This is a genomic window from Mesorhizobium sp. WSM4976 (genome assembly GCF_029625685.1).
Lineage (GTDB): Bacteria > Pseudomonadota > Alphaproteobacteria > Rhizobiales > Rhizobiaceae > Mesorhizobium.
This window is the reverse complement of sequence record NZ_JARTVT010000012.1, coordinates 134,019-154,817: the sequence shown is the minus strand read 5'-3', so window position 1 is coordinate 154,817 and position 20,799 is coordinate 134,019. Positions and strand designations below refer to the sequence as shown.

Annotated in this window: 36 protein-coding genes; 14 read left to right on the top strand and 22 right to left on the bottom strand. The window is 63.0% G+C overall.

Annotated features, from left to right (window positions below; genetic code table 11):
- Window positions 1–209 precede the first annotated feature (209 nt).
- Window positions 210–2,069 carry a CHASE3 domain-containing protein gene (locus tag P9272_RS16770; protein WP_278161353.1) on the top strand — a complete coding sequence of 620 codons (1,860 nt, stop codon included), beginning with the start codon at window positions 210–212 and terminating at the stop codon, window positions 2,067–2,069.
- Between the two features lie 14 nt (window positions 2,070–2,083).
- Here the strand turns inward: P9272_RS16770 and P9272_RS16765 are convergent, their stop codons facing one another.
- Both P9272_RS16765 and P9272_RS16760 read right to left on the bottom strand, forming a co-directional pair.
- Window positions 2,084–2,248: a DUF3309 family protein gene (locus P9272_RS16765; RefSeq protein WP_082048942.1), complete on the bottom strand. Its 165-nt coding sequence runs from the start codon at window positions 2,246–2,248 to the stop codon at window positions 2,084–2,086.
- A 94-nt stretch (window positions 2,249–2,342) separates the two neighbouring features.
- The gene (locus P9272_RS16760; RefSeq protein WP_278161352.1) at window positions 2,343–2,480 is read right to left on the bottom strand and encodes a hypothetical protein; all 138 of its coding nucleotides are present in this window, start codon (window positions 2,478–2,480) and stop codon (window positions 2,343–2,345) included.
- A gap of 143 nt (window positions 2,481–2,623) precedes the next feature.
- On the opposite strand from P9272_RS16760, the gene P9272_RS16755 reads away from it, so the two are divergent.
- The 3 genes from P9272_RS16755 to P9272_RS16745 all read left to right on the top strand — a co-directional run bounded on the left by P9272_RS16755 (window position 2,624) and on the right by P9272_RS16745 (window position 3,737).
- Window positions 2,624–2,791 carry a Thivi_2564 family membrane protein gene (locus P9272_RS16755; protein WP_278161351.1) on the top strand — a complete coding sequence of 56 codons (168 nt, stop codon included), beginning with the start codon at window positions 2,624–2,626 and terminating at the stop codon, window positions 2,789–2,791.
- A gap of 44 nt (window positions 2,792–2,835) precedes the next feature.
- Complete coding sequence (locus P9272_RS16750) at window positions 2,836–3,141, top strand: hypothetical protein (RefSeq protein WP_278161404.1); 306 nt, start codon at window positions 2,836–2,838, stop codon at window positions 3,139–3,141.
- Between the two features lie 116 nt (window positions 3,142–3,257).
- Window positions 3,258–3,737 (top strand): GFA family protein, encoded by a 480-nt coding sequence (locus P9272_RS16745; protein ID WP_278161350.1) that lies wholly within the window; start codon window positions 3,258–3,260, stop codon window positions 3,735–3,737.
- A 42-nt stretch (window positions 3,738–3,779) separates the two neighbouring features.
- Here the strand turns inward: P9272_RS16745 and P9272_RS16740 are convergent, their stop codons facing one another.
- Complete coding sequence (locus tag P9272_RS16740; protein ID WP_278161349.1) at window positions 3,780–4,010, bottom strand: hypothetical protein; 231 nt, start codon at window positions 4,008–4,010, stop codon at window positions 3,780–3,782.
- Between the two features lie 217 nt (window positions 4,011–4,227).
- Here P9272_RS16740 and P9272_RS16735 point away from each other — a divergent pair, with 217 nt between their 5' ends.
- A complete protein-coding gene (locus P9272_RS16735) occupies window positions 4,228–5,010 on the top strand; it encodes a hypothetical protein (RefSeq protein WP_278161348.1) in 783 nt (260 codons plus the stop codon).
- Between the two features lie 215 nt (window positions 5,011–5,225).
- Here the strand turns inward: P9272_RS16735 and msrA are convergent, their stop codons facing one another.
- On the bottom strand, window positions 5,226–5,747 hold the full coding sequence (gene msrA, locus P9272_RS16730; protein ID WP_278161347.1) for a peptide-methionine (S)-S-oxide reductase MsrA: 522 nt from the start codon (window positions 5,745–5,747) through the stop codon (window positions 5,226–5,228).
- Between the two features lie 202 nt (window positions 5,748–5,949).
- Between msrA and P9272_RS16725 the strand changes: the two genes are divergently transcribed.
- Complete coding sequence (locus P9272_RS16725) at window positions 5,950–6,132, top strand: hypothetical protein (RefSeq protein ID WP_278161346.1); 183 nt, start codon at window positions 5,950–5,952, stop codon at window positions 6,130–6,132.
- A 127-nt stretch (window positions 6,133–6,259) separates the two neighbouring features.
- Here P9272_RS16725 and P9272_RS16720 read toward each other — a convergent pair whose 3' ends face one another.
- The 10 genes from P9272_RS16720 to P9272_RS16675 all read right to left on the bottom strand — a co-directional run bounded on the left by P9272_RS16720 (window position 6,260) and on the right by P9272_RS16675 (window position 10,650).
- Window positions 6,260–6,583 carry a hypothetical protein gene (locus P9272_RS16720; RefSeq protein ID WP_278161345.1) on the bottom strand — a complete coding sequence of 108 codons (324 nt, stop codon included), beginning with the start codon at window positions 6,581–6,583 and terminating at the stop codon, window positions 6,260–6,262.
- Window positions 6,583–6,777, bottom strand: a complete 195-nt coding sequence (locus P9272_RS16715) for a hypothetical protein (RefSeq protein WP_278161344.1) — start codon at window positions 6,775–6,777, stop codon at window positions 6,583–6,585. Before P9272_RS16715 ends, P9272_RS16720 begins: the two co-directional genes overlap by 1 nt.
- Entirely contained in the window at window positions 6,762–7,001 is a 240-nt protein-coding gene (locus tag P9272_RS16710) for an ABC transporter permease (RefSeq protein ID WP_278161343.1), read from the bottom strand. Before P9272_RS16710 ends, P9272_RS16715 begins: the two co-directional genes overlap by 16 nt.
- Before the next feature lie 109 nt (window positions 7,002–7,110).
- Entirely contained in the window at window positions 7,111–7,314 is a 204-nt protein-coding gene (locus P9272_RS16705) for a hypothetical protein (RefSeq protein ID WP_278161342.1), read from the bottom strand.
- Complete coding sequence (locus tag P9272_RS16700) at window positions 7,311–8,261, bottom strand: putative peptidoglycan-binding domain-containing protein (RefSeq protein ID WP_278161341.1); 951 nt, start codon at window positions 8,259–8,261, stop codon at window positions 7,311–7,313. Before P9272_RS16700 ends, P9272_RS16705 begins: the two co-directional genes overlap by 4 nt.
- Window positions 8,168–8,458: a terminase family protein gene (locus P9272_RS16695; RefSeq protein WP_278161340.1), complete on the bottom strand. Its 291-nt coding sequence runs from the start codon at window positions 8,456–8,458 to the stop codon at window positions 8,168–8,170. The genes P9272_RS16700 and P9272_RS16695 overlap by 94 nt, the downstream gene beginning before the upstream one ends.
- 189 nt (window positions 8,459–8,647) lie before the next feature.
- Window positions 8,648–8,998, bottom strand: a complete 351-nt coding sequence (locus P9272_RS16690) for a hypothetical protein (protein WP_278161339.1) — start codon at window positions 8,996–8,998, stop codon at window positions 8,648–8,650.
- Window positions 8,999–9,205: 207 nt separating this feature from the next.
- Window positions 9,206–9,940: a terminase family protein gene (locus tag P9272_RS16685; RefSeq protein WP_278161403.1), complete on the bottom strand. Its 735-nt coding sequence runs from the start codon at window positions 9,938–9,940 to the stop codon at window positions 9,206–9,208.
- Entirely contained in the window at window positions 9,888–10,307 is a 420-nt protein-coding gene (locus tag P9272_RS16680; protein WP_278161338.1) for a hypothetical protein, read from the bottom strand. The genes P9272_RS16685 and P9272_RS16680 overlap by 53 nt, the downstream gene beginning before the upstream one ends.
- Window positions 10,294–10,650, bottom strand: a complete 357-nt coding sequence (locus tag P9272_RS16675) for a hypothetical protein (RefSeq protein WP_278161337.1) — start codon at window positions 10,648–10,650, stop codon at window positions 10,294–10,296. Before P9272_RS16675 ends, P9272_RS16680 begins: the two co-directional genes overlap by 14 nt.
- Before the next feature lie 369 nt (window positions 10,651–11,019).
- On the opposite strand from P9272_RS16675, the gene P9272_RS16670 reads away from it, so the two are divergent.
- From P9272_RS16670 to P9272_RS16655, 4 genes are all read left to right on the top strand, one after another.
- A complete protein-coding gene (locus tag P9272_RS16670; RefSeq protein WP_128260003.1) occupies window positions 11,020–11,337 on the top strand; it encodes a hypothetical protein in 318 nt (105 codons plus the stop codon).
- Window positions 11,338–11,469: 132 nt separating this feature from the next.
- Entirely contained in the window at window positions 11,470–12,012 is a 543-nt protein-coding gene (locus P9272_RS16665) for a hypothetical protein (protein WP_128260002.1), read from the top strand.
- A gap of 239 nt (window positions 12,013–12,251) precedes the next feature.
- A complete protein-coding gene (locus P9272_RS16660; protein WP_128260001.1) occupies window positions 12,252–12,521 on the top strand; it encodes a hypothetical protein in 270 nt (89 codons plus the stop codon).
- Window positions 12,522–12,597: 76 nt separating this feature from the next.
- The gene (locus P9272_RS16655; protein ID WP_041001284.1) at window positions 12,598–12,903 is read left to right on the top strand and encodes a hypothetical protein; all 306 of its coding nucleotides are present in this window, start codon (window positions 12,598–12,600) and stop codon (window positions 12,901–12,903) included.
- A gap of 79 nt (window positions 12,904–12,982) precedes the next feature.
- Here the strand turns inward: P9272_RS16655 and P9272_RS16650 are convergent, their stop codons facing one another.
- Both P9272_RS16650 and P9272_RS16645 read right to left on the bottom strand, forming a co-directional pair.
- On the bottom strand, window positions 12,983–13,402 hold the full coding sequence (locus P9272_RS16650) for a DoxX family protein (protein WP_128260000.1): 420 nt from the start codon (window positions 13,400–13,402) through the stop codon (window positions 12,983–12,985).
- Between the two features lie 334 nt (window positions 13,403–13,736).
- Window positions 13,737–14,492: a tryptophan 2,3-dioxygenase family protein gene (locus tag P9272_RS16645; RefSeq protein WP_278161336.1), complete on the bottom strand. Its 756-nt coding sequence runs from the start codon at window positions 14,490–14,492 to the stop codon at window positions 13,737–13,739.
- Window positions 14,493–14,625: 133 nt separating this feature from the next.
- On the opposite strand from P9272_RS16645, the gene P9272_RS16640 reads away from it, so the two are divergent.
- Window positions 14,626–15,096 carry an Lrp/AsnC family transcriptional regulator gene (locus P9272_RS16640; RefSeq protein ID WP_278161335.1) on the top strand — a complete coding sequence of 157 codons (471 nt, stop codon included), beginning with the start codon at window positions 14,626–14,628 and terminating at the stop codon, window positions 15,094–15,096.
- Window positions 15,097–15,372: 276 nt separating this feature from the next.
- Here P9272_RS16640 and P9272_RS16635 read toward each other — a convergent pair whose 3' ends face one another.
- From P9272_RS16635 to P9272_RS16625, 3 genes are all read right to left on the bottom strand, one after another.
- Window positions 15,373–15,726 (bottom strand): SPW repeat protein, encoded by a 354-nt coding sequence (locus P9272_RS16635; protein ID WP_278161334.1) that lies wholly within the window; start codon window positions 15,724–15,726, stop codon window positions 15,373–15,375.
- A 183-nt stretch (window positions 15,727–15,909) separates the two neighbouring features.
- The gene (locus P9272_RS16630; RefSeq protein WP_278161333.1) at window positions 15,910–16,989 is read right to left on the bottom strand and encodes a PAS domain S-box protein; all 1,080 of its coding nucleotides are present in this window, start codon (window positions 16,987–16,989) and stop codon (window positions 15,910–15,912) included.
- Between the two features lie 51 nt (window positions 16,990–17,040).
- Entirely contained in the window at window positions 17,041–17,286 is a 246-nt protein-coding gene (locus P9272_RS16625) for a hypothetical protein (protein WP_128259996.1), read from the bottom strand.
- Between the two features lie 267 nt (window positions 17,287–17,553).
- Here P9272_RS16625 and P9272_RS16620 point away from each other — a divergent pair, with 267 nt between their 5' ends.
- Window positions 17,554–17,892 carry a hypothetical protein gene (locus tag P9272_RS16620; protein WP_128259995.1) on the top strand — a complete coding sequence of 113 codons (339 nt, stop codon included), beginning with the start codon at window positions 17,554–17,556 and terminating at the stop codon, window positions 17,890–17,892.
- Window positions 17,893–17,938: 46 nt separating this feature from the next.
- On the opposite strand, the gene P9272_RS16615 is transcribed toward P9272_RS16620, so the two are convergent.
- From P9272_RS16615 to P9272_RS16605, 3 genes are all read right to left on the bottom strand, one after another.
- Complete coding sequence (locus tag P9272_RS16615; RefSeq protein WP_278161331.1) at window positions 17,939–18,160, bottom strand: hypothetical protein; 222 nt, start codon at window positions 18,158–18,160, stop codon at window positions 17,939–17,941.
- A 105-nt stretch (window positions 18,161–18,265) separates the two neighbouring features.
- Entirely contained in the window at window positions 18,266–18,475 is a 210-nt protein-coding gene (locus tag P9272_RS16610; RefSeq protein WP_112130376.1) for a cold-shock protein, read from the bottom strand.
- A gap of 455 nt (window positions 18,476–18,930) precedes the next feature.
- Window positions 18,931–19,344 (bottom strand): HD domain-containing protein, encoded by a 414-nt coding sequence (locus P9272_RS16605; RefSeq protein ID WP_278161330.1) that lies wholly within the window; start codon window positions 19,342–19,344, stop codon window positions 18,931–18,933.
- A gap of 472 nt (window positions 19,345–19,816) precedes the next feature.
- On the opposite strand from P9272_RS16605, the gene P9272_RS16600 reads away from it, so the two are divergent.
- The gene (locus P9272_RS16600; RefSeq protein WP_128259993.1) at window positions 19,817–20,020 is read left to right on the top strand and encodes a CsbD family protein; all 204 of its coding nucleotides are present in this window, start codon (window positions 19,817–19,819) and stop codon (window positions 20,018–20,020) included.
- A 576-nt stretch (window positions 20,021–20,596) separates the two neighbouring features.
- Window positions 20,597–20,776, top strand: coding sequence for a hypothetical protein (locus P9272_RS16595; RefSeq protein ID WP_128259991.1), 180 nt, complete (start codon window positions 20,597–20,599; stop codon window positions 20,774–20,776).
- Window positions 20,777–20,799 lie beyond the last annotated feature (23 nt).

Sequence of the window (20,799 nt, the reverse complement as noted above, 5' to 3'; positions counted from 1 at the left end):
CAACCCGACAGCCGCCGATCGACCACAGCGTCACCGCTGCGGAATCCTGTACTCTGGCATTTGCAAGGCCGCCGTCATTCAGGCTTGACATGGCTAGGTCCGCCGGGGCTATTGCGATCAGCGCCCCGTGGACTTGGCTATTGCCTTGCGCTTCACCGCCGCCTACCACTTGGCGAATTCCACGATTTTCCTCAGGCCCCCGCAAAGCAATGATCGTCCGACTGCGACGCGCCCTGCGATGGCAAGCGCTTCCGCTTCTTGCCGGCTTTGCCGTTGTCGCGCTGATCATAACCGCGCGCGCCATCCTCGCCGAAGCGCAGATCGCCGACCGCGACGCCAGCCGCGAAGCGATTGAAGCCCAGCAAACGCTCTCGAGCCTGCTTTCGCTTGTCCAGGATGCCGAGACCGGCCAACGCGGCTATCTGCTGACCGGCGAGAAAAACTATCTGCTGCCATACCAGCATGCGGTCGAGGCGCTGCCGGCGCTGCTCAAGCGCGTCGATGAGATGTTTCCGGTCGGCAGCGATCGGGCGCAGCAGGTGGCCGGCATCAAGGACGCGCTTGCCCGCAAGCAAGCGGAACTCGCTGAGACGATCAGGCTCTACGACACGGGCAACACGGCGAAAGCGCTGGACATCGTGCGCGGCGGCAGGGGCAAGCTGGACATGGACCAGATCCGCGCCAACATCGATGCGATCCGGCGCATCGACGGTGCGAACCTCGCTGCCCGCGCGGAGCGGATGGAACAGATCGAAGGCTGGCTGCGCATCGGCTCGTTCGCGGCGCTGCTGGGCATCTTTCTGCTCGGCATCTATACGATCCGCCAATCCAGCCGCCGCTTCCGAGAGGTGGCTGCCGCGCAGGACGCATTGAGCGCCAAGAACGCGGCGCTGCTCAACGAGATCGACACGCGTGAGAAGGCGGAGTCGCAGCTTCGCCAGGTGCAGAAGATGGAGGCCGTGGGCCAGCTCACGGGCGGCATCGCGCATGATTTCAACAATATGCTGGCTGTCATCACCAGCGCCATGAACCTCGCGCAGCGCAAGCTCGCTCGCGGCGAGCATGACGTGCAGAGCTTCGTTGAGGCGGCGGCCGATGCCGCGGCACGCGCCGCCAACCTCACCGCCAGGCTGCTTGCCTTTTCCCGGCAGCAGCCGCTGGCGCCGCAGATCGTCGATGCCAATCGCCTTGTCACCGGCATGTCGGACCTTTTGCGGCGCACGCTCGGCCATGCGATCGAGATCGAAACGGTGCTGGCGGGCGGGCTTTGGAAAACGCATGCCGACCCGGGCCAGGTCGAGAACGCCATCATCAACCTGGCGGTCAACGCGCGCGACGCCATGGATGAAAAGGGCAAGCTCACCATCGAGACCGCCAACTGCCATCTCGACGAGGCCTATGCGGCGGCGCATCCCGAAGTGAAGGCCGGCCAGTATGTCATGATCGCGGTGACGGATACCGGGGTGGGCATGCCGGCGGACATCATGGCCAAGGCCTTCGAGCCATTCTTCACCACCAAGCCCGCGACCAAGGGAACGGGGCTCGGTCTCAGCCAGGTGTTCGGCTTCGTCAAGCAATCCGGCGGACACGTCAAGATCTATTCGGAGCCCGGCGAAGGCACGACAATCAAGATCTATCTTCCGCGCTTCACCGGTCCGGAGGAAGCGGCGCCGCCGGTGAAGCCTGGCGGCAGGAGCGATGTTCCGGCAACCGAAACCGTGCTGCTCGTCGAGGACGATGCCCGCGTGCGCGCTTCGACGGTGGCTGCCTTGCTGGAACTCGGCTATACCGTCATCGAAGCCGCGAGCGGTGACGAAGCGTTACAGAAACTCGATCAGAACGCCGCCATTGCGCTCATGCTTACGGACATCGTGATGCCGGGCATGAATGGCCGGCAACTCGCCGAACAGGCACGCAAGCGGTCCCTCTTCCTGAAAGTGGTTTTCATGACCGGCTTCACGCGCAACGCCGTCGTGCATAATGGCGTGCTCGACCATGATGTGCACTTCCTCGCCAAGCCGTTCACGCTGGAACAGCTGGCGGCGAAGCTCCGAGACGCGCTGGCTTAATTGTCCGGCCGTTCTTAGATCCGTCCGAGCACGACCAGAATAATGACGATGACAAGAACCAACCCAAGACCGCCGCCGCCATAATAGCCCGTGCCGTAGAACGGTCCGCCCCCCAGACCGCTGAAACCGCCAAGCAAGGCCAGAATGAGAATAATGATAAGAATTGTGCCGAGACCCATGTTCTTTTCCTCTCTCTGAAGCGCGACCCGGCGCTTTTCATCGGGAATCAACTCGCAAGGGGCGCGCATTGTTCCACCCGGTTCCGGGCAGATGCTAACGGGCCTTGGCCGGGTGGGATGATACGATCGGCGGCCCGGGATTAGCTTCAAGTCTGATCGGCACCAAAAACATGAGTGCAATCGCAATCGCGATCGACACAATGATGGCCGCGGTGCTGAAGATGTCCTTCATGTTCGCATCCTGAATATTCAAAGGTGCTGAACAACGCTGCGCAATACTTCCCGTTCCACTTCGCCCTAGCGGAACCTTTTTCAGATGCGCGACGTTGGGGGCAGCCCAGTTAGGGTAATCGTGGGTATAACGGAGGCTCGCTTATGGGCGCATCGGTACTCATCGGCATCCTGATCACCTTCCTGGTGGTGACCCTAGTGCTGTATCTCGTGCAGCGCTTACCGCTCGATGCCCGCGCGCGACAGATCGCGCAAATCATCGTCATCATCATCGGAATCATATCCTTGCTCAGATATCTTGCGGTCTTCTAGCCGCGGTCCATATTCGGCGCGGGAAACTCCGAAGCCTGGTGTCCATGAGAAGCCTATGGATCGCACTCCTTGCCGGCAACTTGTCGAGTGCCGCTACGCTGCTGTGCGCCGCGAGCGCCGCCCACGCCCGGCCGGACACGCGCGCCATGACTTGCGCGGAGACGCAGGCGCTGATCAAACTCGACCATGCGGTGGTTTTGACCACCGGTCCGGACACTTATGACCGCTTCGTGCGGCAATTCGGCAACGAGTGCGACTGGCCGGAAGTCCCAATATCGACGGCCGTTCCCGCCAAGGACGGCGAGTGCGGCCTCTATCGGTGCGAGGAGCCGGTCGACCTTCCCGATTGATAACTGCCTCTTGCGGTCCCGCGCGGAACCATAGCAACCTCATGCTGTTGAAGGGGCAAGCAGCAGGACTGGCCGGCCGCGAGTTGGTTTTGCGTGTAACAGCGGAGGAACGGCAAATGCCTGAAATCGCACGAACCGGCAGTTGCTTGTGCGGCGGCGTGCAGTTCCGCGTGGCCGGCGATCCACACCGGGTCGGCCTCTGCCACTGCAAGGATTGCCGCAAGACCAGCGGATCGGCCTTTCATGCCTATGCCGTGTGGCCGCTGCAAGCGTTCGAAACCAGCGGGATCACCAGCACCTATGGCGCTCGAAGTTTTTGCCCTACATGCGGAAGCCGCGTTCCATTCGTCGGCGAAGAGGAGGTCGAGGTCACGATCGGCAGCCTTGACGTCGCGCCGACCGAAGGCTTGGTGCCGGAATACGAGCTCTGGATTGGAAGGCGCGAAACCTGGCTGCAGGCCCTCCCCGCGGCACGTCAGTTCGAACATGACCGTGGCGGCGTTGATTCGGTTGCCGGTGATGAAATCGACCCCGGGGCCGCGGCAGAAGTCGGCCTAGATCGGATCGCTGGCAGACCTAAGTCTGAACGGCGATGACCTTCAGTCCAGGGAACCCTCCGGCTGCCTGGAAAGGGCTGGCTACCCGATTGAGATGCGAAGATTTTCTCCAAGCTCCGTCTGTTTCAGCCGCTGGTAGGTTTGCAGGTCAACCGGCCGCCGATAGCATTCGCGCTGGGTCGTGATCTGCACGTTTTCAAGCAGCGAAATCCATGGAGCTTTATCCGCTTTGCGGAACGCAAGAATTCTTGGCCGCGCCTCTTTCGTAATGCCACCTTTTGCCTTGTTTGTCCTCCCGGCCGTTGTGTTCATCACCTGAAATACGAAGCCGCGGCTAAATACCGCGAAATCTTTTAAGCTTAAGAAATTTTAGGCCATTGCCTTTCTGGTTGTGTAAAAATATGTCGCTCGGACTTGTCAAAGGCAGTAAGCCTTATGATTTCAGACCTTGTACAAAAGGCCACCTTTGTTTCTTTCATTTTTTACTACATAGTGCCGCCGAATCTTGAAACCGGACGGGGCGGTTTTCATGACGTCGGCGCCTGACCACGGCCGAAACATGCATATGCGGAATCCACCGATTGACGGGTTCTGGACCTGGGATGTCAAGCGTGACCGCGTCTATGGCAACGCCAACGTTTCAGACTATTTCGGCCTGACACTCCACGAATTCTCGCATGGTGCATCGTTGGAGCGGCGCATCCAAAGCATCGATGTGGATGACCGGCGCAGGGTCCGGTTGGCGATCCGCAAGACGACAGAACGCAAGTCGGGCTTCAGGAAAGTCTACAGGGTCGGGTCGCAAAAGATGGGGCTGCGCAAAATCCTGGCCGTCTGCCAATGCTACGTAGATAGCGTGGGCGAGGCAGCACTCTACCCTGCCTGGTTCGCCGATCTGACTAGGGATGCGACCTGGGAGGAACAATCGCTACGCTGCCCTCGTCTTCGTTCATGGCCGCTATCCGATTGGGCGCGCAAAATATCGGCCTTTCCGCATGATGTACAACAGGTTCGTTGGCCGGGCGTCCGTGCAACCGGGTGCAACCACGCCGCACCACGTCATGATATTCGTGCAAGCATAGTGATCCAGACTGACCGCGCAGACACTTGGGGGGCACCTATGGACCAGCCTAGCAAAATGGAAAACCTGCAGTTTGCACAGGGAATATTGCGAGAACTTCGCCAGAAGGCCGAAGCCGACGGCGAAAAACTTCTGACCTATCTCATCGACATGGCTTACCTTGAGGCCAGCGACCGCATCCGCGCCCACTGGATCGGCCACGAACATGAAAGCCGCCGTGCCAAGGGCTGAGCCGCCCAAGGCGATCCGGACGATGCGCGCCGCGGTTTTCTGTGCGGAATTTTTCCTGAACCGATACATGAGCGGTTCAGCGTTTCGTCAGTGTCCGGATCGCCCTGGCCCAGCGAGGCATCCTGAACGCAAAAAAGCCCGCCATGCCTCTTCGGCATGGCGGGCTGGATCTCGGGTGATCAGGGCTAGCTAAATGCAATAACCTCGCCGCCGATCTATGATGCGGCAGCCTTTTGGCGAACCGGAAGCTTCCACCCCGGCCGTGCGAAATGGCAAGTGTAGCCGTTGGGATAGCGTTCCAGATAGTCCTGGTGCTCGGGCTCGGCTTCCCAGAACGGGCCTACCGGAGCAAGCTCGGTGACGACCTTGCCCGGCCACAGGCCGGACGCGTCGACGTCGGCGATCGTGTCCTTGGCGACCCGCTTCTGCTCGTCGCTGGTGTAGTAGATCGCCGAACGATAGCTCATGCCGATGTCGTTGCCCTGGCGGTCCTTCGTCGTCGGATCGTGGATCTGGAAGAAGAATTCGAGCAGCGTGCGGAAACTGGTCCTGGCCGGGTCGAAGATGATTTCGATTGCCTCGGCGTGAGTGCCGTGGTTGCGATAGGTCGCGTTGGCGACATCGCCGCCGCTGTAGCCGACCCGCGTTGAAATCACGCCTGGCAAGCGTCGGATCAGATCCTGCATGCCCCAGAAGCAGCCGCCGGCAAGGACTGCGCGCTCGGTGGAAGAAGCCATGTCACACCTCCTTTGGATTGCTCCATAGATAGGCGTTGTGGCTGGCTACTTCCAGCGGCTCGAGTAGTCGTCCGCCAAGGCTTGGCGGATTGCGCCGTGATTGGTCGGTCACCGAAGGCGAACACCCGCCGGCAAAGTGCTCGGCGGGTGTTCGAAATTGCGGTGATCAGCGCTCCCGGCCCCGGCCGCCGTGGTCGTGATCATGGCCGCCGCCAAGGCAGGCCCCGTCGCCGAGGCCGCAGCAACGACCGCTCCAAAGCTTGTTCGTCGAAGTGTTGCCGCATCCTTGCTGGTCGGCCATTGCCGAACCGGCAAATGCAGCGACGGCGACAAAGGCAAGAAGAGTATTGCGAAGCATTTTGGTCATCTGGATTCCTCCGTGTGATGAATGTCCATTTGCAGCGATATGTCGCTTGAGAACATGAAATGGTTCACGAAGTTCTCGGAAAATGCCGTTGCGCCTGTATCACTATCTCGAAAACCTGCTCACCGCGGCTCTGCCCCCGCCGCGATCACTCGCAGGATTTCGATTTGAATCTTCGGATCACCACCTCGAAGACGATGTCCGAAATCCACATGGCCGAGACGCCGATCAGGAAGGCGGCGGCGAGCGTGGTGGTGTCGTCGGCGGCGTTGGGCATCGGCAAGCCGCTTGCCTGAACCCAGGCGACGGCGGGCAATGTCAGATAGGCGGCGGCCAAGGCGCCGCAGATGGGCGAGGCAATCATCTCGCGCAGCTTGTAGCGATGGCGCGACAGCGCCCGCAGTACACCGCCGGCGAGCCCCGCCGCCACGACCTGGCCCTTGATGCCCAGAAGATCGAAAATCTCATGCATCACGGCCTCCAGCCACAGAGCTTCTCGCCCTTGCGGTTGTGCGCAAGCAGCGCTCTCGCCTCCTGATCCGACAGCCTTTCGACGACCCTGGCGGAGAGGCGCATAGGCGCGGCGGCGGCGCAGAAACCGCCTCTGGCCGTCGTGCAGCCGGCAAGCGCGGCGACGGTCGCTGCGAGGATCAATCCCTTGCCCATGACTTCAGCTCCTTCCTGACCGCTTCAGCCGGCAGGGTGCCGATGTCGTTGTCGATCTGGTCGGCGATATTGCGGGCCGCGGCCTCCGCCTCTGCCTGTTTGTTTCGTTCGGCCCTTGCGCCCGCAAGGCGCTGGTGAAAGCCCCAGCCGAGGGCGCCGACGAGGCCGGCGCCGATGGCGAGGATCGTCGGATTGGTGAGAAGCCATGCCAGCAGCGCGCTCATAGCAGCACCCCGATGAGAAGGCCGGCGGCGAAGGAGGTGGCGCCCACAATCACATATGGCCTGGCGGCTTCAATGCAGGCGGCGAGCAGACCTTGCAGATTTTCCATGGTCAGTGCTCCCAGCCGAACCGGCGCGCGAGCAGATGCCACCACTCGGCCGCGCCGGCGATGGCAAGACCGAGGCCGGTCTCCAGCGCCATCTGGATATCGGGATCGGCGGAGAAGGTTGAGGCATGGTCGGCGCCCAGAAGGCCCCGGGCGACAAGCACGCCCGCGCCATAGCGCAGAGCGATGCGGATGATGACGGCAATCATTGGCAGAACACTCCGAGGAGATTGCAGGGAAGATGCGCCGCCCAAGCGGCCAGGGAGCAGAGCGCCAGCGCGATCAGAGCGAGGATGCCGGCTGCCTTGGCGGGGGGTGCGGATTCGGGCGGCGCGGCCGGCGCCTCAGCGCCGGCATGCTGCCCTGCGTCGGCCGGCGGCGCGGTCGGCGCCAAAGCATCGCTGGATGCTCGCGCTGGCGGTATCGTCGTCAGCGATGCTGCCGATATCAGCAGCGCCTGCCGGCGCACCGAGGCGACACGCACGCTCCAGCCCCGACCGAAGCTCGGCCAGGTCGGCAGCTTTTCGAGGAAGGCGAGCCGCGCGTCGCAGAGCGCGTCGATGACGACGCCGGCCGGTTTTGCCCCCGCCGCGGCGAGGGTGGCCGGGCCGATGCGGCCGTCCTGGACAACGCCGAGCACGGCTTGAAGATATTTCGCCGCCCTTCCCGGCCCGCTGTTCACAGCGAAGTCGAAGACGGCGTAGTCGATGCCATCGGGCAGGTCGGCGCCGGCTACCGCATCCCAATAGAAGCAGCGGTAGAGGCGGAACTCCTCGAACCAGGCGGCTAAGGTCGAAAACACCTTGAAGCGGCCGGACTGCATGCGGTCGAGCATGTCCATCAGCCCGGCCTCGACCGAGACGGAGCCATCCGCGAAGCGTGCGTGGCCCGACAGCATGTTCAGCCCATGCGCGGCATATTGCTTTGCGAGCGCCACGCCGGCGCCTTCCAGCGTCTCGCGGCGGCCGTCGCGCGGCCAGGCGAAGGGCAGCCATTCGCCCCAGGCCTTCAGCGCCAGCGCCTGCATCGCCGGCGTCTGCTGGGAGGCGCGGTGCGCCTTCGTCACATAGACGACATCTGCCTCGGTGTCGCAGGCCAGTTCGACAGCGGCGGAAGGGTGGTCCCAGCCGAATCGAGCGCGCCGATCCTTGGCCACCAGCGCGGCAATTTGAACGGCTCGCAGGCGATCAACTCCTCCGCCACCGGAAAGATGCGGCCGGAGCCCAGTACTGGAATGCCCTTGGCCCGAGCTTCCCTCTCGTGCTCGGGGTATGCCGCGATGATCTCAGCGCGCTGCTGGGGCGAATAGTGCCCGGCATCGTTGATGGTCATGAAGGTAACGTGGCGGGACATGGCAACTCCAGTTCCTCGCCCCGCGAGAGCGGGGAGAGGTGGCGCGGCGAAGCCGCGACGGAGAGGGGCAGCGCCGACGTTTGATGGAGGAGCGGAAAGCTATTCGTAGGGGCTGTCGCTCTACGAAGGCCCCTCTCCGGCCGCTGCGCGGCCACCTCTCCCCCCGCTTCGCGCGGGGCGAGGAAAAGATCAGCCCTTATACCCTTCGTTGGCGCAGTCGTTCTTCCAGGCCCAGTCGAAATCGGCCTGCGACATGGACGAGCCGAGGCCCGGTTCTACATAAGGCCCGGCGCCGTCGATATAGACGATGAAGCGCGCTTGCTTGGTGAAGATGCCGACCTTGCTTGTGACGACGCCGCAGGTCTGTCCGGTCGCGTTGTCGCCGGTGAGGTCAACATGAGAGAATGTCGCCTCCGGATTGTTGACCAGGCCACGCATCTTGGCCTCGGCCGCCGCGATCGCATCGGCGCGCCAGTCGCCGCTGGAGCCGGAACAGGCCGAAAGCAGCGCGCAGGCAAGCAGGTTCGGTAAAGGTCGCATGTCGGCTCCGGATCGCGGCCGAAAACTACTCGACCTTCGGTTGCAGCCAAAGCAGCATCGCCAATCATGGTTTCGGCGCGGTTTCGCGAAGCGCTCGTTCCTCGCCCCACGCAAGTGGGGAGAGGTGGCGCGGCGAGGCCGCGACGGAGCGGGGGACAGCGCCGGCGTTTGACAAAGAGCGGATCGCTACTCGTTAAGCTTGTCGCCCTACGAAATCCCCCTCTCCCGCCGCTGCGCGGCCACCCCGCCTTGCGGGGGCGAGGAAGCCAGGCCTTGAACCGCATCCGCGCTCAAAAACCTCAGCACCACATCGCTCATTCCGAGCAGCGGCGTGAACGTCACGATCGTGATGCCATCCGTTGCATTGGTGCGCGTCAGCCCTTCGGAATAGATGTCCAACGGCGGCTCCTCATCGAACCAGACGCCATGCAGCGTCTCGCCCTGCCATTTCTCGCGGCCCTTCTCGTAGCTCTTGAAGGAGAGCACGCTTTCGCCGGCCTGCACGTCGCCGCCGCCACCCCAGCGCACGACGACGCTGTCCAGCGCTCCGGGCGCTCCGCGGCCCATCACGGTGCCGGCGATGGCATCGGCCGGGATCATGCCGGTGCCCCATTCGCCCTGCTGCTGCGGCGGGCCGACCAGCACGCGCTGCGGATTGTCGCGCGTGCCCTCACCGGTGACGCCGGCGGCCCAGAGCCTGACGGGCTGGTCGAAGACTTTGCCTGCCCACCAGCAGGGATAGCGGCCGGTGAGGTGCATGGCCCATTCGGCGCCCCCTGCCCTGGTCTTGCCGAGCTGATTGCCGGCCATGAACAGCCGCTCCCGGTGCGTCGCGCCCGCCGCGTGAAAGGCGGCCTGCCTTTCGTATGGCGCGTAGGCGGAGAGAAGATTACGGCGCCGCCTTAGGTCCAACTCCTCGAGCAGCGCCAGATAGGTCTGCATCGTCGTCAAGGAGCGGCCGGAGGCTCGTTTCGAGGCCGCGGATGCGGTTGCGGATCTCCTCATCGCTCAGTTGCTCGAGACTGGTTTTATCGGCATCGACACTTTCCGAGCTGGCCGCAAAATCCTTGGGCAGCAGCGTCAGCACGACCTTCAGATACTGGTCGGGCTTTTCGGCCCTGACCGCGGCGATGACGCCGGCGCCATGGGCGCGGAAGTCGGCACGCAACGCCGCCGCGAAGTCGTCGACGAGCGTCTTTCGCGGGCGCTTCGGGCACGCGGCGGCGCCGGCTTGAACCGGTGCGGACCTCGCCCGCTTTGCGCCGGCGGGCTTGCGGCTCGCGGCCTTGCCGGCGTCAGCCTTGGGCATCGCGCGGTGTCGCTTTCGCTGTTCTTGCCTTGCGCGGCTTTCGCGCCGGCTTCTTGCGCGGCTTGGCGCACCTCGGAGGCTCGCCATTGACGGCCGGCCCGGGTATCGCCTTCAGCTTCGCTGTCGCGGCACGGACGAGCGACGCATCAAGGCCCCGGCGCGGGAAGCCGAAACCGGCGACCGCCTCGACCGGTCCGCCGCGCACCATGCCGATGCGCACGCCCGGCGCGACCTGCTCGACGCGTCCAGTGCGAGGTGGCGGGTCCGCGCCCTCGTACGCGCCGATGGCGCTGACGATCTCGGCGCCGTCATCGGCGGTGATGATGGTGGCGTAACGCGGCATGGAGCCTCGGGGCAGAATGGTGAGGCCGCGCTCCATCGCGCCAGCGCTCGAAAGAAATGGATGGCCGAAAAACAAAACCCGCCTCGCCGCGGGTCGTTGGCGCAAATCAGCACCATAAGTAAAATATTAGCATAGCTGCCCTCACCGGGCAAGAGGTTGCAGGCATATTTTCCTATCTTGCCGAGCCCGCCTTATCCGAGACATGCTGTCGAAAAAAACCCAATGCGCCACAGCCAGGGATTGAACAACCGGCCAAATTTCGCACGAATTTTTGTCGGAACCAACCGTGGCCCGACGGGTTCCACCCTCAGTCGCAGACGCGACGGACCCTGCAACAGACGAACCGTCTCGCAACAGAGGAGAAGAATCATGCTTACGAAGATTCTCGCGGCTTCGGCCCTGACAATCGGCCTCGCCACGGCGGCGATGGCCCAGACCGCGAATTCGACCAACGGCGCGGCCGGCAGCGGTCAAAGCATCACCGTCGACCCGAGGACGCCGGCCACCCCACCGCCTGACCAGATGGCGCCCGACACCGGCACGACGGGCAGCATCACCGGCGGCGATATGAATTCCAACGCCGACAAGAACTGCCCGAACAGCCCGCAGGGCGCGCAGGGCGATGCCAACAACACCGCCGCCAGCACGGTGCAGCCCAACGTCAACGATAACAATTGCGGCAAGTAGGCCTGCAACTCGCTCTTCGCAAAGGCCGTGGAGCCCACGGCCTTTTGCTTTGAGCCGGCTTCACCGGCGCGGCAAGGGCGGTCGGAACCATGCGGCCTTCCGGCCGTTGCAAGGGGCACAAAGGAGAAACCCATGGCAGACAACGATAGCAGTAGCGGTGGCGCCGCAAACGGCACCGGCACCTCGAGCAGCAGCCCAGCCAGCGAAGCACGCCCCCGTAACGCCGCCTCGCGTAGCAGCCGCGCTTCGCGCAGCGGCGCAGCATCGCGCGGCAACGCGGCTTCCACCAGGGCGTCCGAAGGCGCAATGAAGAAGCAGATCGCGGAGTTGAAGCGCGAGGTGAACCGCCTGAACCGCGCCCTTTCCGAGCAGGCCGAGGAAGCGACCGAGACCGCGCAGGGCTGGTACCAGAGTGCGGCCGAGAGCGCGTCGAACCTCTATAGCGGGGCAGCCGACCGCGCGTCGAACCTTTACAGCGGAGCCTCCGGTCGCGCGTCGCGGGCGGCAAGCCAATTGCGCAGCCAGGCGCAAAGCGTTTCGGAAACCGTGCAGCAGAATCCGGGCACCTTCTCGACGGCCATGCTGATCGGCGGCCTTGTCGGGCTGCTGGCCGGCATGGCGATCAGCCGGAACTCGGACCCGGAGCCGGATTGGCTGCATCGCTGGCACAGATAGCGTTTTCCGGTCCGGCTCGAGCTGCCGGGCAGAGCCAACAGTGGTAAGCGGTGGCTGCCTTGCGGCAGCCGCGCGGAAGAAAGGCCAGGCCGCGCGCTCGGCCTTTTCTCTTGGACGCCGCGCTATTTTCTTTCCAAGGTTGTGTCGTCCCCGCGCTTTTGCTGTGGCCGGTTGTCCTACGGGCTGGCCATTAGCCAGACCTTATGGGATCATTCCGCCGGGGAATCGCGGAGAGCGGCATGGACAGACCTGCCATGGCATCCGTCTTTCGGATGCGGCATGTGCCTGCAAGCATTTCGGGCGTTCGCAGCCTTGGCAGGGGCCAGGCCGATCCGATCTTTCATTCGAGACCACTCGGCGAGGCGATCCGCTTCATCGCCCAGGCCGATGGCCAGTACGACCTCAGCGCCGTCGCCGTCTTCTACGGCGACCGCCAGACGCCGCCGCTCGGCAACCGCGAGATCCGGCAGCTCTGGAGCGAGTATGGCGAGCGGTTGATAGAGGCGTAGAGCCGCGCAGGCTTTTGCGCCGGATCGGAAACGCCGCTCATGCGTTCTTGTGGCGAGGTCAATGGGAGGAAGCACCATGAACGTCGCCAATCTTCAGCTTGAGGGCCTGCTGATGGCCGTCGCGGCAATCAACCATGTGCTGGTCAAGAAGGGCGTGCTCACTGTTGAGGAGATCGACATCGCGCTGCGCAAGGCCGAAGCCGGCGAGACCGGCGAGGAGCGTTCCGAGGCGATCTCGGCGTCGAACCGCGACGCCATCAATTTCCCGATCCGCCTGCTCGAGCTCGCCAACCAGTGCCAGCCCGAGGCGGACATGCCGTCCTTCTCGAAACTGGCGCGCATGGTCGGGCAGATGAAGGAGCCCTATAACGACCAGATGTGAGGGGCTCGGCTAATTGCAAGGCGCGCCAATCGCGGGTGCCGGCGCCGCCCTACATCCACCCTGCGGGCACCTCCCCCTGTCACGCCCGGCCCGGCCAACCTTGCTTGAGGGCTAGCACGCTCCCCGGGCCGTGCGCCGCGGCGTAGAGCAGGCCGGCGGCGAAGGGGAAGTGGGACATGAAGGCGCCGAACTCGGCCTGGTTTCCGGCCCAGTGCGACGGGCCGTGAAAGGCAAAACCGAGGAAGACGACATAGACCGCGCCGATCAGTGCCAACGGCGTCATGAAGGCGCCGGTCAGGAATGCGATCACCAGCAGCGTCTCCAGGATCGCCGCGCACCATGCCAGGAACAGCGGGAACGGGAAGCCTGCGGCAGCGATGTAGCCGGCGGTGGCGCCCATATCCATCAGCTTGAAGGCCACGCCCATCGCGAACATGGCGGCGAAGATCAGGCGGGCGATGAGAATGGCGGCGGTCTGCCAGGTCGATTGGGTTTCCACGAGTGTCCCTCCGGATTGTTGAAGCGGTCGATGCCCCAAGGACGGATGGAGGAAGAGGATTCCGACAGGGGGTGGGAAAATTGTTGGAGCGCCAACTTCCTCGCCCCTGCAACGCAGGGGAGAGGTGGCCGCGAAGCGGTCGGAGAGGGAGCAGCGCCAGCGACAGACGATGAAGCACGGTGTGGCGGGCCCGAGGTTCTAAATCGCGATACGATCTCTCGGATCCGCTCCATGCGCTTTAGGGAGACATGCTTTAGCTCTACGAATGCCCCTCTCCGTCGCGGCTTCGCCGCGCCACCTCTCCCCCCGCTTCGCGCGGGGCGAGGAAAAAAGCTCAGCCGGCCTTCGCCTGTGCCGGATGGCTGATCGAGTCCCGCACGGTGCCGTATTCGGCACCCCAGCGGTCGGTCATGTCGCAGCGTATGTCCCAGAGCTCGGGGAAGAAACGGTGGCGGGCACCACCTTCCAGGATCTCCACCGGCCGGCCCTTCAGCGACTTCGCGCCCAGCCCGATCGAGCGGTGGATCAGATAGAGGTGGTTGGCGCGGAATTTCTGGAACAGCTCGTCGAACTCGATCAGCGCCTCCGCTACCACATAGGCGTCGCCATGGTCGTAATGCTCGTCATAGATGTCCGCCACGGTCAGCCCGCCGCCATCGAGGTAGGCATGCTTGAAGGCCCGCCAAAGGTCCGGCGGCAGGCGAAGCAGGAATTTGAAGCCGGGCGATTCCTGGCCGCTGCCATTGCCGAGCTGCAGGCGGATCTGCTGATACTCCTTGGGCGACATGGTCTCCAGGAGATCGAGCTGCGCCGTCATCATGCGCATCAACCGGTGCACGCGGCCCATCAGCGTGACGATGCGGTGCGTGTTCTGTTTCTCCAGGTAGTCGAGCACGTCGACCAGCGTGTAGGCGATGAGCTTCATCCACAGCTCCTCGACCTGGTGCACGATCTGGAACTGCAATTCGTCGGCGTTGACCATCTCGGCAAGCGGCTTCTGGCAGGCGAGCAGCTGGTCGCATTTGAGGTAGACGCCGTAGTCGCGCATCTCGGGCGTCTCGATGCGGGCGTGATAATCCGTCTTGTCCATTGCTCATTCTCCTCGGGGCATGACCGCGCGCAAGGATAGTGCTTGCGGCTTGAACATTGTTCCTTTCTGTTATCCAAATGGCCTAAAAAGAAGGACGCTTACCGATCATGCCCCCCCCTGTGGAGAACGAACAGTGCTGGATGCCTTGGACCGCAGAATAGTCGGCGCGCTTGAGCGCGATGCTCGTATCTCATTCGGCGAGCTCGCCGAGGAGGTCGGCTTGAGCAAGACGCCATGCTGGAAGCGCGTGAAGGCGCTGGAAGAGGCAGGCGTCATCCGTGGCTATTCGACCCGCATCGATCCCGCGGCGATCGGCTTCGGCATCGAGGCCTTCATCCAGGTGTCGATCGACTTTGAGGTGTCGGATGCTTTCGAAACGGCGGTGAAGAAGCACCCGCTGATCCGCCGCTGCTACGCCACGACCGGCGAGGCCGACTATCTGCTGCAGATCGTCACCGTTGATATGAGGGCACTCGACCGCATGCTGCGCGAAGAGCTCAGCCGGCTGCCAGGCGTTCGCCGCACCGTCACCTCGATGGCGATGCGCGAAATCAAGGGCGACATCTCGTTTGCCGCGGCGGCTGCGCATGCCCTGCGGGGCTAGCGGCAAGACGACTTGCCACCCGCGCCGCCTCTTCCTTCTCGGCGTCGGCCTTGCGCTTCGGGCACTCCTCGAAATCATGGTCGCGGCCGCCGCAATAGGAGCAGCATTTGGCGGGGGTATCGGGGTGGAGCATCGAGACCATTCCCAAGAATGCACGAAAAGGTTTCCGGTTGCAGCAATTGCGTGAGCCGTCGCAACAGCCGCCCTACCCATCCCCGAGAGATCAAAGTTCAAGGAGCTCGCCGCTGGCGCGGCGGGCTCCCGACCGGTCACCGCTCACGCATGCGCGTGAGGATGACGGAAGTCCCAGACGGCCCAGGCCGATGCCACGACCACCAGCACGCCGAGAACGACATGCGTGGCCATCACATGCGTGTCAGCCGCGAAGCGCAGGAGCCAGGGCGACACGATCAGCCAGAGCCCGAGGACCGCGCTTACCCATTCTTCCCACTCGGCGAACACCGAAAGCGTCGCCAGCGCCAGCGCGCCGAGCAGAACGCCGACGATCCAGGCGTTCCACGCAGGCACCATCGCCGTGGTGAATCCGATGACCCAAGGTGAGATGAACAGGCAGATCGCGAGGACCAGAGTGATCCAGTCCAGGCTCTTTCTTGCTTCCATCATTGCCATGACAACCTCCATGGATGAAGCTTGACCAAAGCAACTGTATCCGCGTGGACATTGCACGCTCGCCATTGATGTAATTACGCTTTTGCGGCGCTGCAAGGAGGGCCTGAGCGACCGCGGCCCGCCCCGGGCTTTCGTGCGCCTGACGGCAAGGTGCAAATCACACCGGCGCCGGCGATCCGACGCTCAAACGGCGATGTCGCTGTCAGTATCGGTGCCGAGCTGCGGGACGATGATCGCCTCGAGCGGGGCGTCGAGCGTCCATTTCAAGCTGCCGGGCGAACGTTCGAGGCTGGAGGAACCGCTCAGCGACTGCGGAGCCACCCGCTGCAGCACCACGGTGCCGAAGCCCTTGCGTTCGGCGGCTCCCTTCTCCTTGCCAGTCTTCTCGGCGATCCCATTTCCTGCCGCGCCGGACGTCTCCTGCCACAGAAGATGAAACCGCCGCCGCGCGTCCGGACCCGTCTCGACCTTCCAGGTGATTTCCACATGGCCGCCGTCGACGGCAAGAGCGCCATATTTGGAGGAGTTTGTGCCGAGCTCATGGAAGGCCATGCCCAGATTCTGCACCGCATTCGACTGCAGCGTCAGCAGCGGCCCGGACAGCGAGATACGTTCCTCGTGGCCGAAGGGCTTCAGATGCTCCTGTACCAGGTCGAACAGGCTGGCGCCGGCCCATTCCGACGTGACCAGAAGGTCGTGCGAGCGTGACAGCGCCATGATGCGCGCGCGGATCATCTGCTCGAACTCACTGGGATCGGTCGAGCGCTTGCTGGTTTCCCTGACCATGGACAGGATCACCGCGAACTGATTCTTGACGCGGTGATTGACCTCGCGCATCAGGAGCCGGATGCGGCGCTCGCTTTCCTTGGCGGACGTGATATCGCGGGCGATCTGGGAGGCGCCGACGATCTCGCCCGTACTGTTCCTGATGGGAGAGACGGTGATCGAGACGGCGATCAACGAGCCGTCCTTGCGCTTGCGCGTCGTCTCAAGACTCCCCACGCCTTCGCCCCGGCGGATACGGCCGATGATCTCGGCCTCCTCGTTGTGCATGTGGTCGGGGATCAAGAGCAGGATCGACTGGCCGATCACCTCCTCGGCGCTGTAGCCGAACATACGCTCGGCCGCGTGGTTCCAATCGGTGATGATGCTGTTGAGGTCCTTGCCGATGATAGCGTCATAGGACGAGTCGACGATCGCCGCGAGGCGAGCGTCAGCGTTGGCGTTCGGACGAAAAATCCCCCCTGGACTGGTCATGCGCATCAAATAGGGCCGCCCAAGACCAAGGCAACGTGTCCGCTGGATCGCATCTGCTTACAGCTTGGAGTCGCCTGAGCCATTGCCGGCTGTCCTGTCCGAGGATATCACGCCGAAATCCTGGGACTTCACGCCCGCATTCGCCGTGAGGAACCCATCCGAGGCCAGTCCACGACGCAAAAGTTCGCGGACTGCGGCCGAACGGCTCGGCATGCGCTTTTCGAAACGCCAGTTCTCCAACGCCGCCAGTTCCTCTTCGGTCAGCATGATCTGCAACCTTTGCGGCCGTTCGAGCTCAGCCATGCCTGCCTCCATCACAGACAAAAACGCTGCGAATGAGTAAATGCCTCATCGTGAGTAGAAGTAGGGTTTGTCGCATAGGACGTCAAGAATGACCAAGCTGTGAAAGACGGCACAGGCTACCGATACCAACGATGCGCCGAAACCACATTTGTTGTTCTATGCTAACTCCTTGATTTTGTTTCGGCTTTCCGGCTTTTTTGCTTGCAATCCATGACCGTCGGGCGCATGGTGGAAATCGAGGGATCACCTCCAGGGAGGAGGCAGTCCATGTTCCTACGATTTTCCATCCGATTGCGCGACGACGTCCACCACAGGGTCCAGCGGGCCCTGCGGACCAAGGGTATCGTCAACATCATCCGACTTTCCGAAGAGATCAGGTTGGATCATCTGGCCGAGAACATCGCCCGCGAGGACATCGAAAGCCTGGTGATGGAGGTATCACAGCTCTACGGGGCGCCGATCGAGTTCGACGACAAGGCCCTGACGGCGCTCGACCTGCCGGAGGTCCATGCGCCCGACAATCGCAACGACCTCGAAAAGATGCTGGATGGGCACACGTCCGGCGGTGAGATCACCATCGACGTACTGCATATGAAACGGTGCTAGGCGCGTCGCGTCTGGACCTCGATCGACCGCGCCCCTCGGAACCCCGCTAGGCCTTCTTCGGGCGCTTCGGAGCGATTTTCCTTGGCAGCGCCACTGGCGCTTCGGCTTCATGCGCCAGCCTGGCGGCGCGCAACCGCTCGGTCTTGGCCGCCCTCTCCCTTGCTTCCAGGTCCTGAATCTGCCGAGCGACCCGAGAGGTCGTGTCGGTCTTGGCTTCCGTGCGGGATGGGACCGACTTGAACAGGCCGGTGTCCGGTAACGACTTCATTGTCATCTCCTCAATCAAAAAAGGCCGGGCAAGCCCGACCTTCTCCAACACGCCTCTGCGGCCACTGCCAGTACATCCGTGGTCAAGGACCCCGAGGCGCTGTAATTAGGCGGCTTGCAGATTCTCGGCCGAGCTTTTGCCGCTGCGGGCATCCTTCACGACGTCGAAGCTGACCTTCTGGCCTTCAACGAGGGAGCGCAGCCCTGCGCGCTCTACAGCCGAGATGTGAACGAACACGTCCGGCTGGCCGCCGCCCTGCTCGATAAAGCCGAAACCCTTGGTGGAATTGAAAAACTTCACCGTTCCAGTAGTCATTGCGATCTCCTTACAAATCGACGCAAAATCATACGCACCCGGCAACCGCCAGGCGACGCTATGTTCGAAATTGAGAGGGAAGATCGTAAGAGCGCAATTTTGCGCGAAAACAACGTTCTTTCAGCAAGATCGATTTGCAACATATAGCTCTTAATTTCCTCATCGACAAGGGCTCCCGGCATAATACTTCCAAAGCGCGACCTTTCCAGACGAAAGCAGCTCGCGCTGGAATGGCCGATCCGAAAGAGCATTGGTTTCGGCGAGCTTCGGTTTCCTGAACGGAGCAGCAATGACCGAAAGGGACAACAATCCAACCCCTCCAGGAAGTGGTGCAGCGACTGGTGCAGGAGACGGGCATCAGCGACGCGATCTCGTCCGCTTTATCGGCCTGGACTGGAGTTCTCTTGTCCGGGAGGCCAAGTTGATCGCTTCCCCGCCCCGGGACTAACCCGGATTCAGTCCCTGGAATCCAGCTGGTCGAGGATGGCGAGGCCGGTTTCGTATTTCTCAGGCGCCACACCCGCCTGGTGCGCCTGCCAGAGATTGTCGCGCAGATCGGCTATCTTCACCGGCAATGCCAGCTCGTTAGACGCGGCGCGGCAGAGGAAGCCCTCCTCGCTCTCGTCCATGCGCCGCGTCAACGCATCGACCGCGGCCACCACCGACTGGCCGAAACCGGCGCCCTCCAGCCTCTCCAAAGTCCACCCGTCACCCTTCTCGACAACATCGTGCAGGTAGGCGACGGTCTTTTCGTCCAGCGTCTCGACGGCATCGGCAACGCGCCTCAGATGTTCGATATAGGGCCGGCCGGTCTTGTCCTTTTGGCCGCGGTGAGCCTGCTCGGCGATCTTTGCTGCCTGGTGAAGCATGTTCCTTCCAATCTCGTCACAACAGAGCCCGCCCCGGCGAGGGACGGCCGAGGCGGGCTTACTCGGGTCTGCACCCGGTAGGTGGCGCGCCTTTCGCGGGGGGAGCGGGGCTGCGCGCCATCCTGCCTTCCAGAACAGCGGCGCCGAGCGAATGTTCCCGCCGCTGCGGGATTTTTAAGATGCCGCGCCGCCGTTCCACATTAGACCAATGCGGCCAAGAAGAAGCCCGGTCGCAAGCCGGGCTGTGAGGTCTTGCAGACAAAGCCGACCGGAGGCAAGCCGACCGGAGGGCAAATCGACCGGAGGGCCGCTCGTTGTGCCTCTGTTAATTTGCCGGGTCATCAGGACGGCCGGATGACCCCGCCAGCCCATAAGATCCAGCGACCGACACCACCGGAGAAAAAGACTTTTCAGCAGGAACCTCGCGACCGCGCTGCCGTTAGCCCTCCATGTCCAACAGGAGGTCCGGCAAATGGATTGGAACCGCGTAGAAGGCAATTGGAAGCAGATGAAGGGCAAGGTCAAGGAACAGTGGGGCAAGCTCACCGACGACGATCTCGACCGCATCGCGGGAAAGCGCGACCAGCTCGAAGGCAAGATTCAGGAACGCTACGGCATCGAGAAGGATCGGGTGCGCCGCGACATCGATGACTGGTACAGCCGCCAAGGCTGGTGACAGCCGACGCCCGAAGCCCGAAGCAAAGGGCGCTGCCATGCAGCAGCGCCTTTTTTGGTGAGCCGTTCAGGGTCGCGCGAGGCGGGCGCTTATCTCCATCTCGACACCCGGTCGAGCGGCGTCGGCAAATCGGCAGTCCCGCCAGGGACGAGTTCCGCCAGCGCCGCGGCATCGCGGCGGAATTTCGCCAGAGACATCGTGCGGCCCTGTTCCGCGTGGAGAATGACCGGCCGCATCTCGCCATGCCATCCTCCGGGCCGGAACCTTCATTCGGGGTCCGCATTTGTTGGTTATGGATGTTTTCGACGCAAATTCTCTGGTCATCGAACAGGCAAAGGCCCTGCGCGCCGAAAACAGCCGCATGCGGGAACTGGCATGGGCATATGTGGAGCAGTCCAGGGCACTCGCCCGGCAGTTGGCGGCGATACGGAACCAGTCAGGTCGGGCATGGGCGACGGACACTTGACTGAGATCGAGCGGGCCCTAGATAACTTGGATCGCTGGTAACCCACCACTGGACATCATTAGCGGCTGAGAGACGACGAACGCGCTCCCGTCTGAAAACGGGAGAGCGCTATGCGCCAAACCAAAACTGCGTTGCCCCGGGCACGCGACCCCTTCCAAGATCAACTTGTCCAAGGCAGCAAAGACGCGATCAAGCGATCCCGGGAATTGCTGCGCCGCACCGAGCGTCTGGTGCGCTCGGAACTGCCGAATGTCTCGGAACAGCCTTCCGACGAAACTCCTAATCCTTAGAGCAATTCCAGGAACATTTGGGC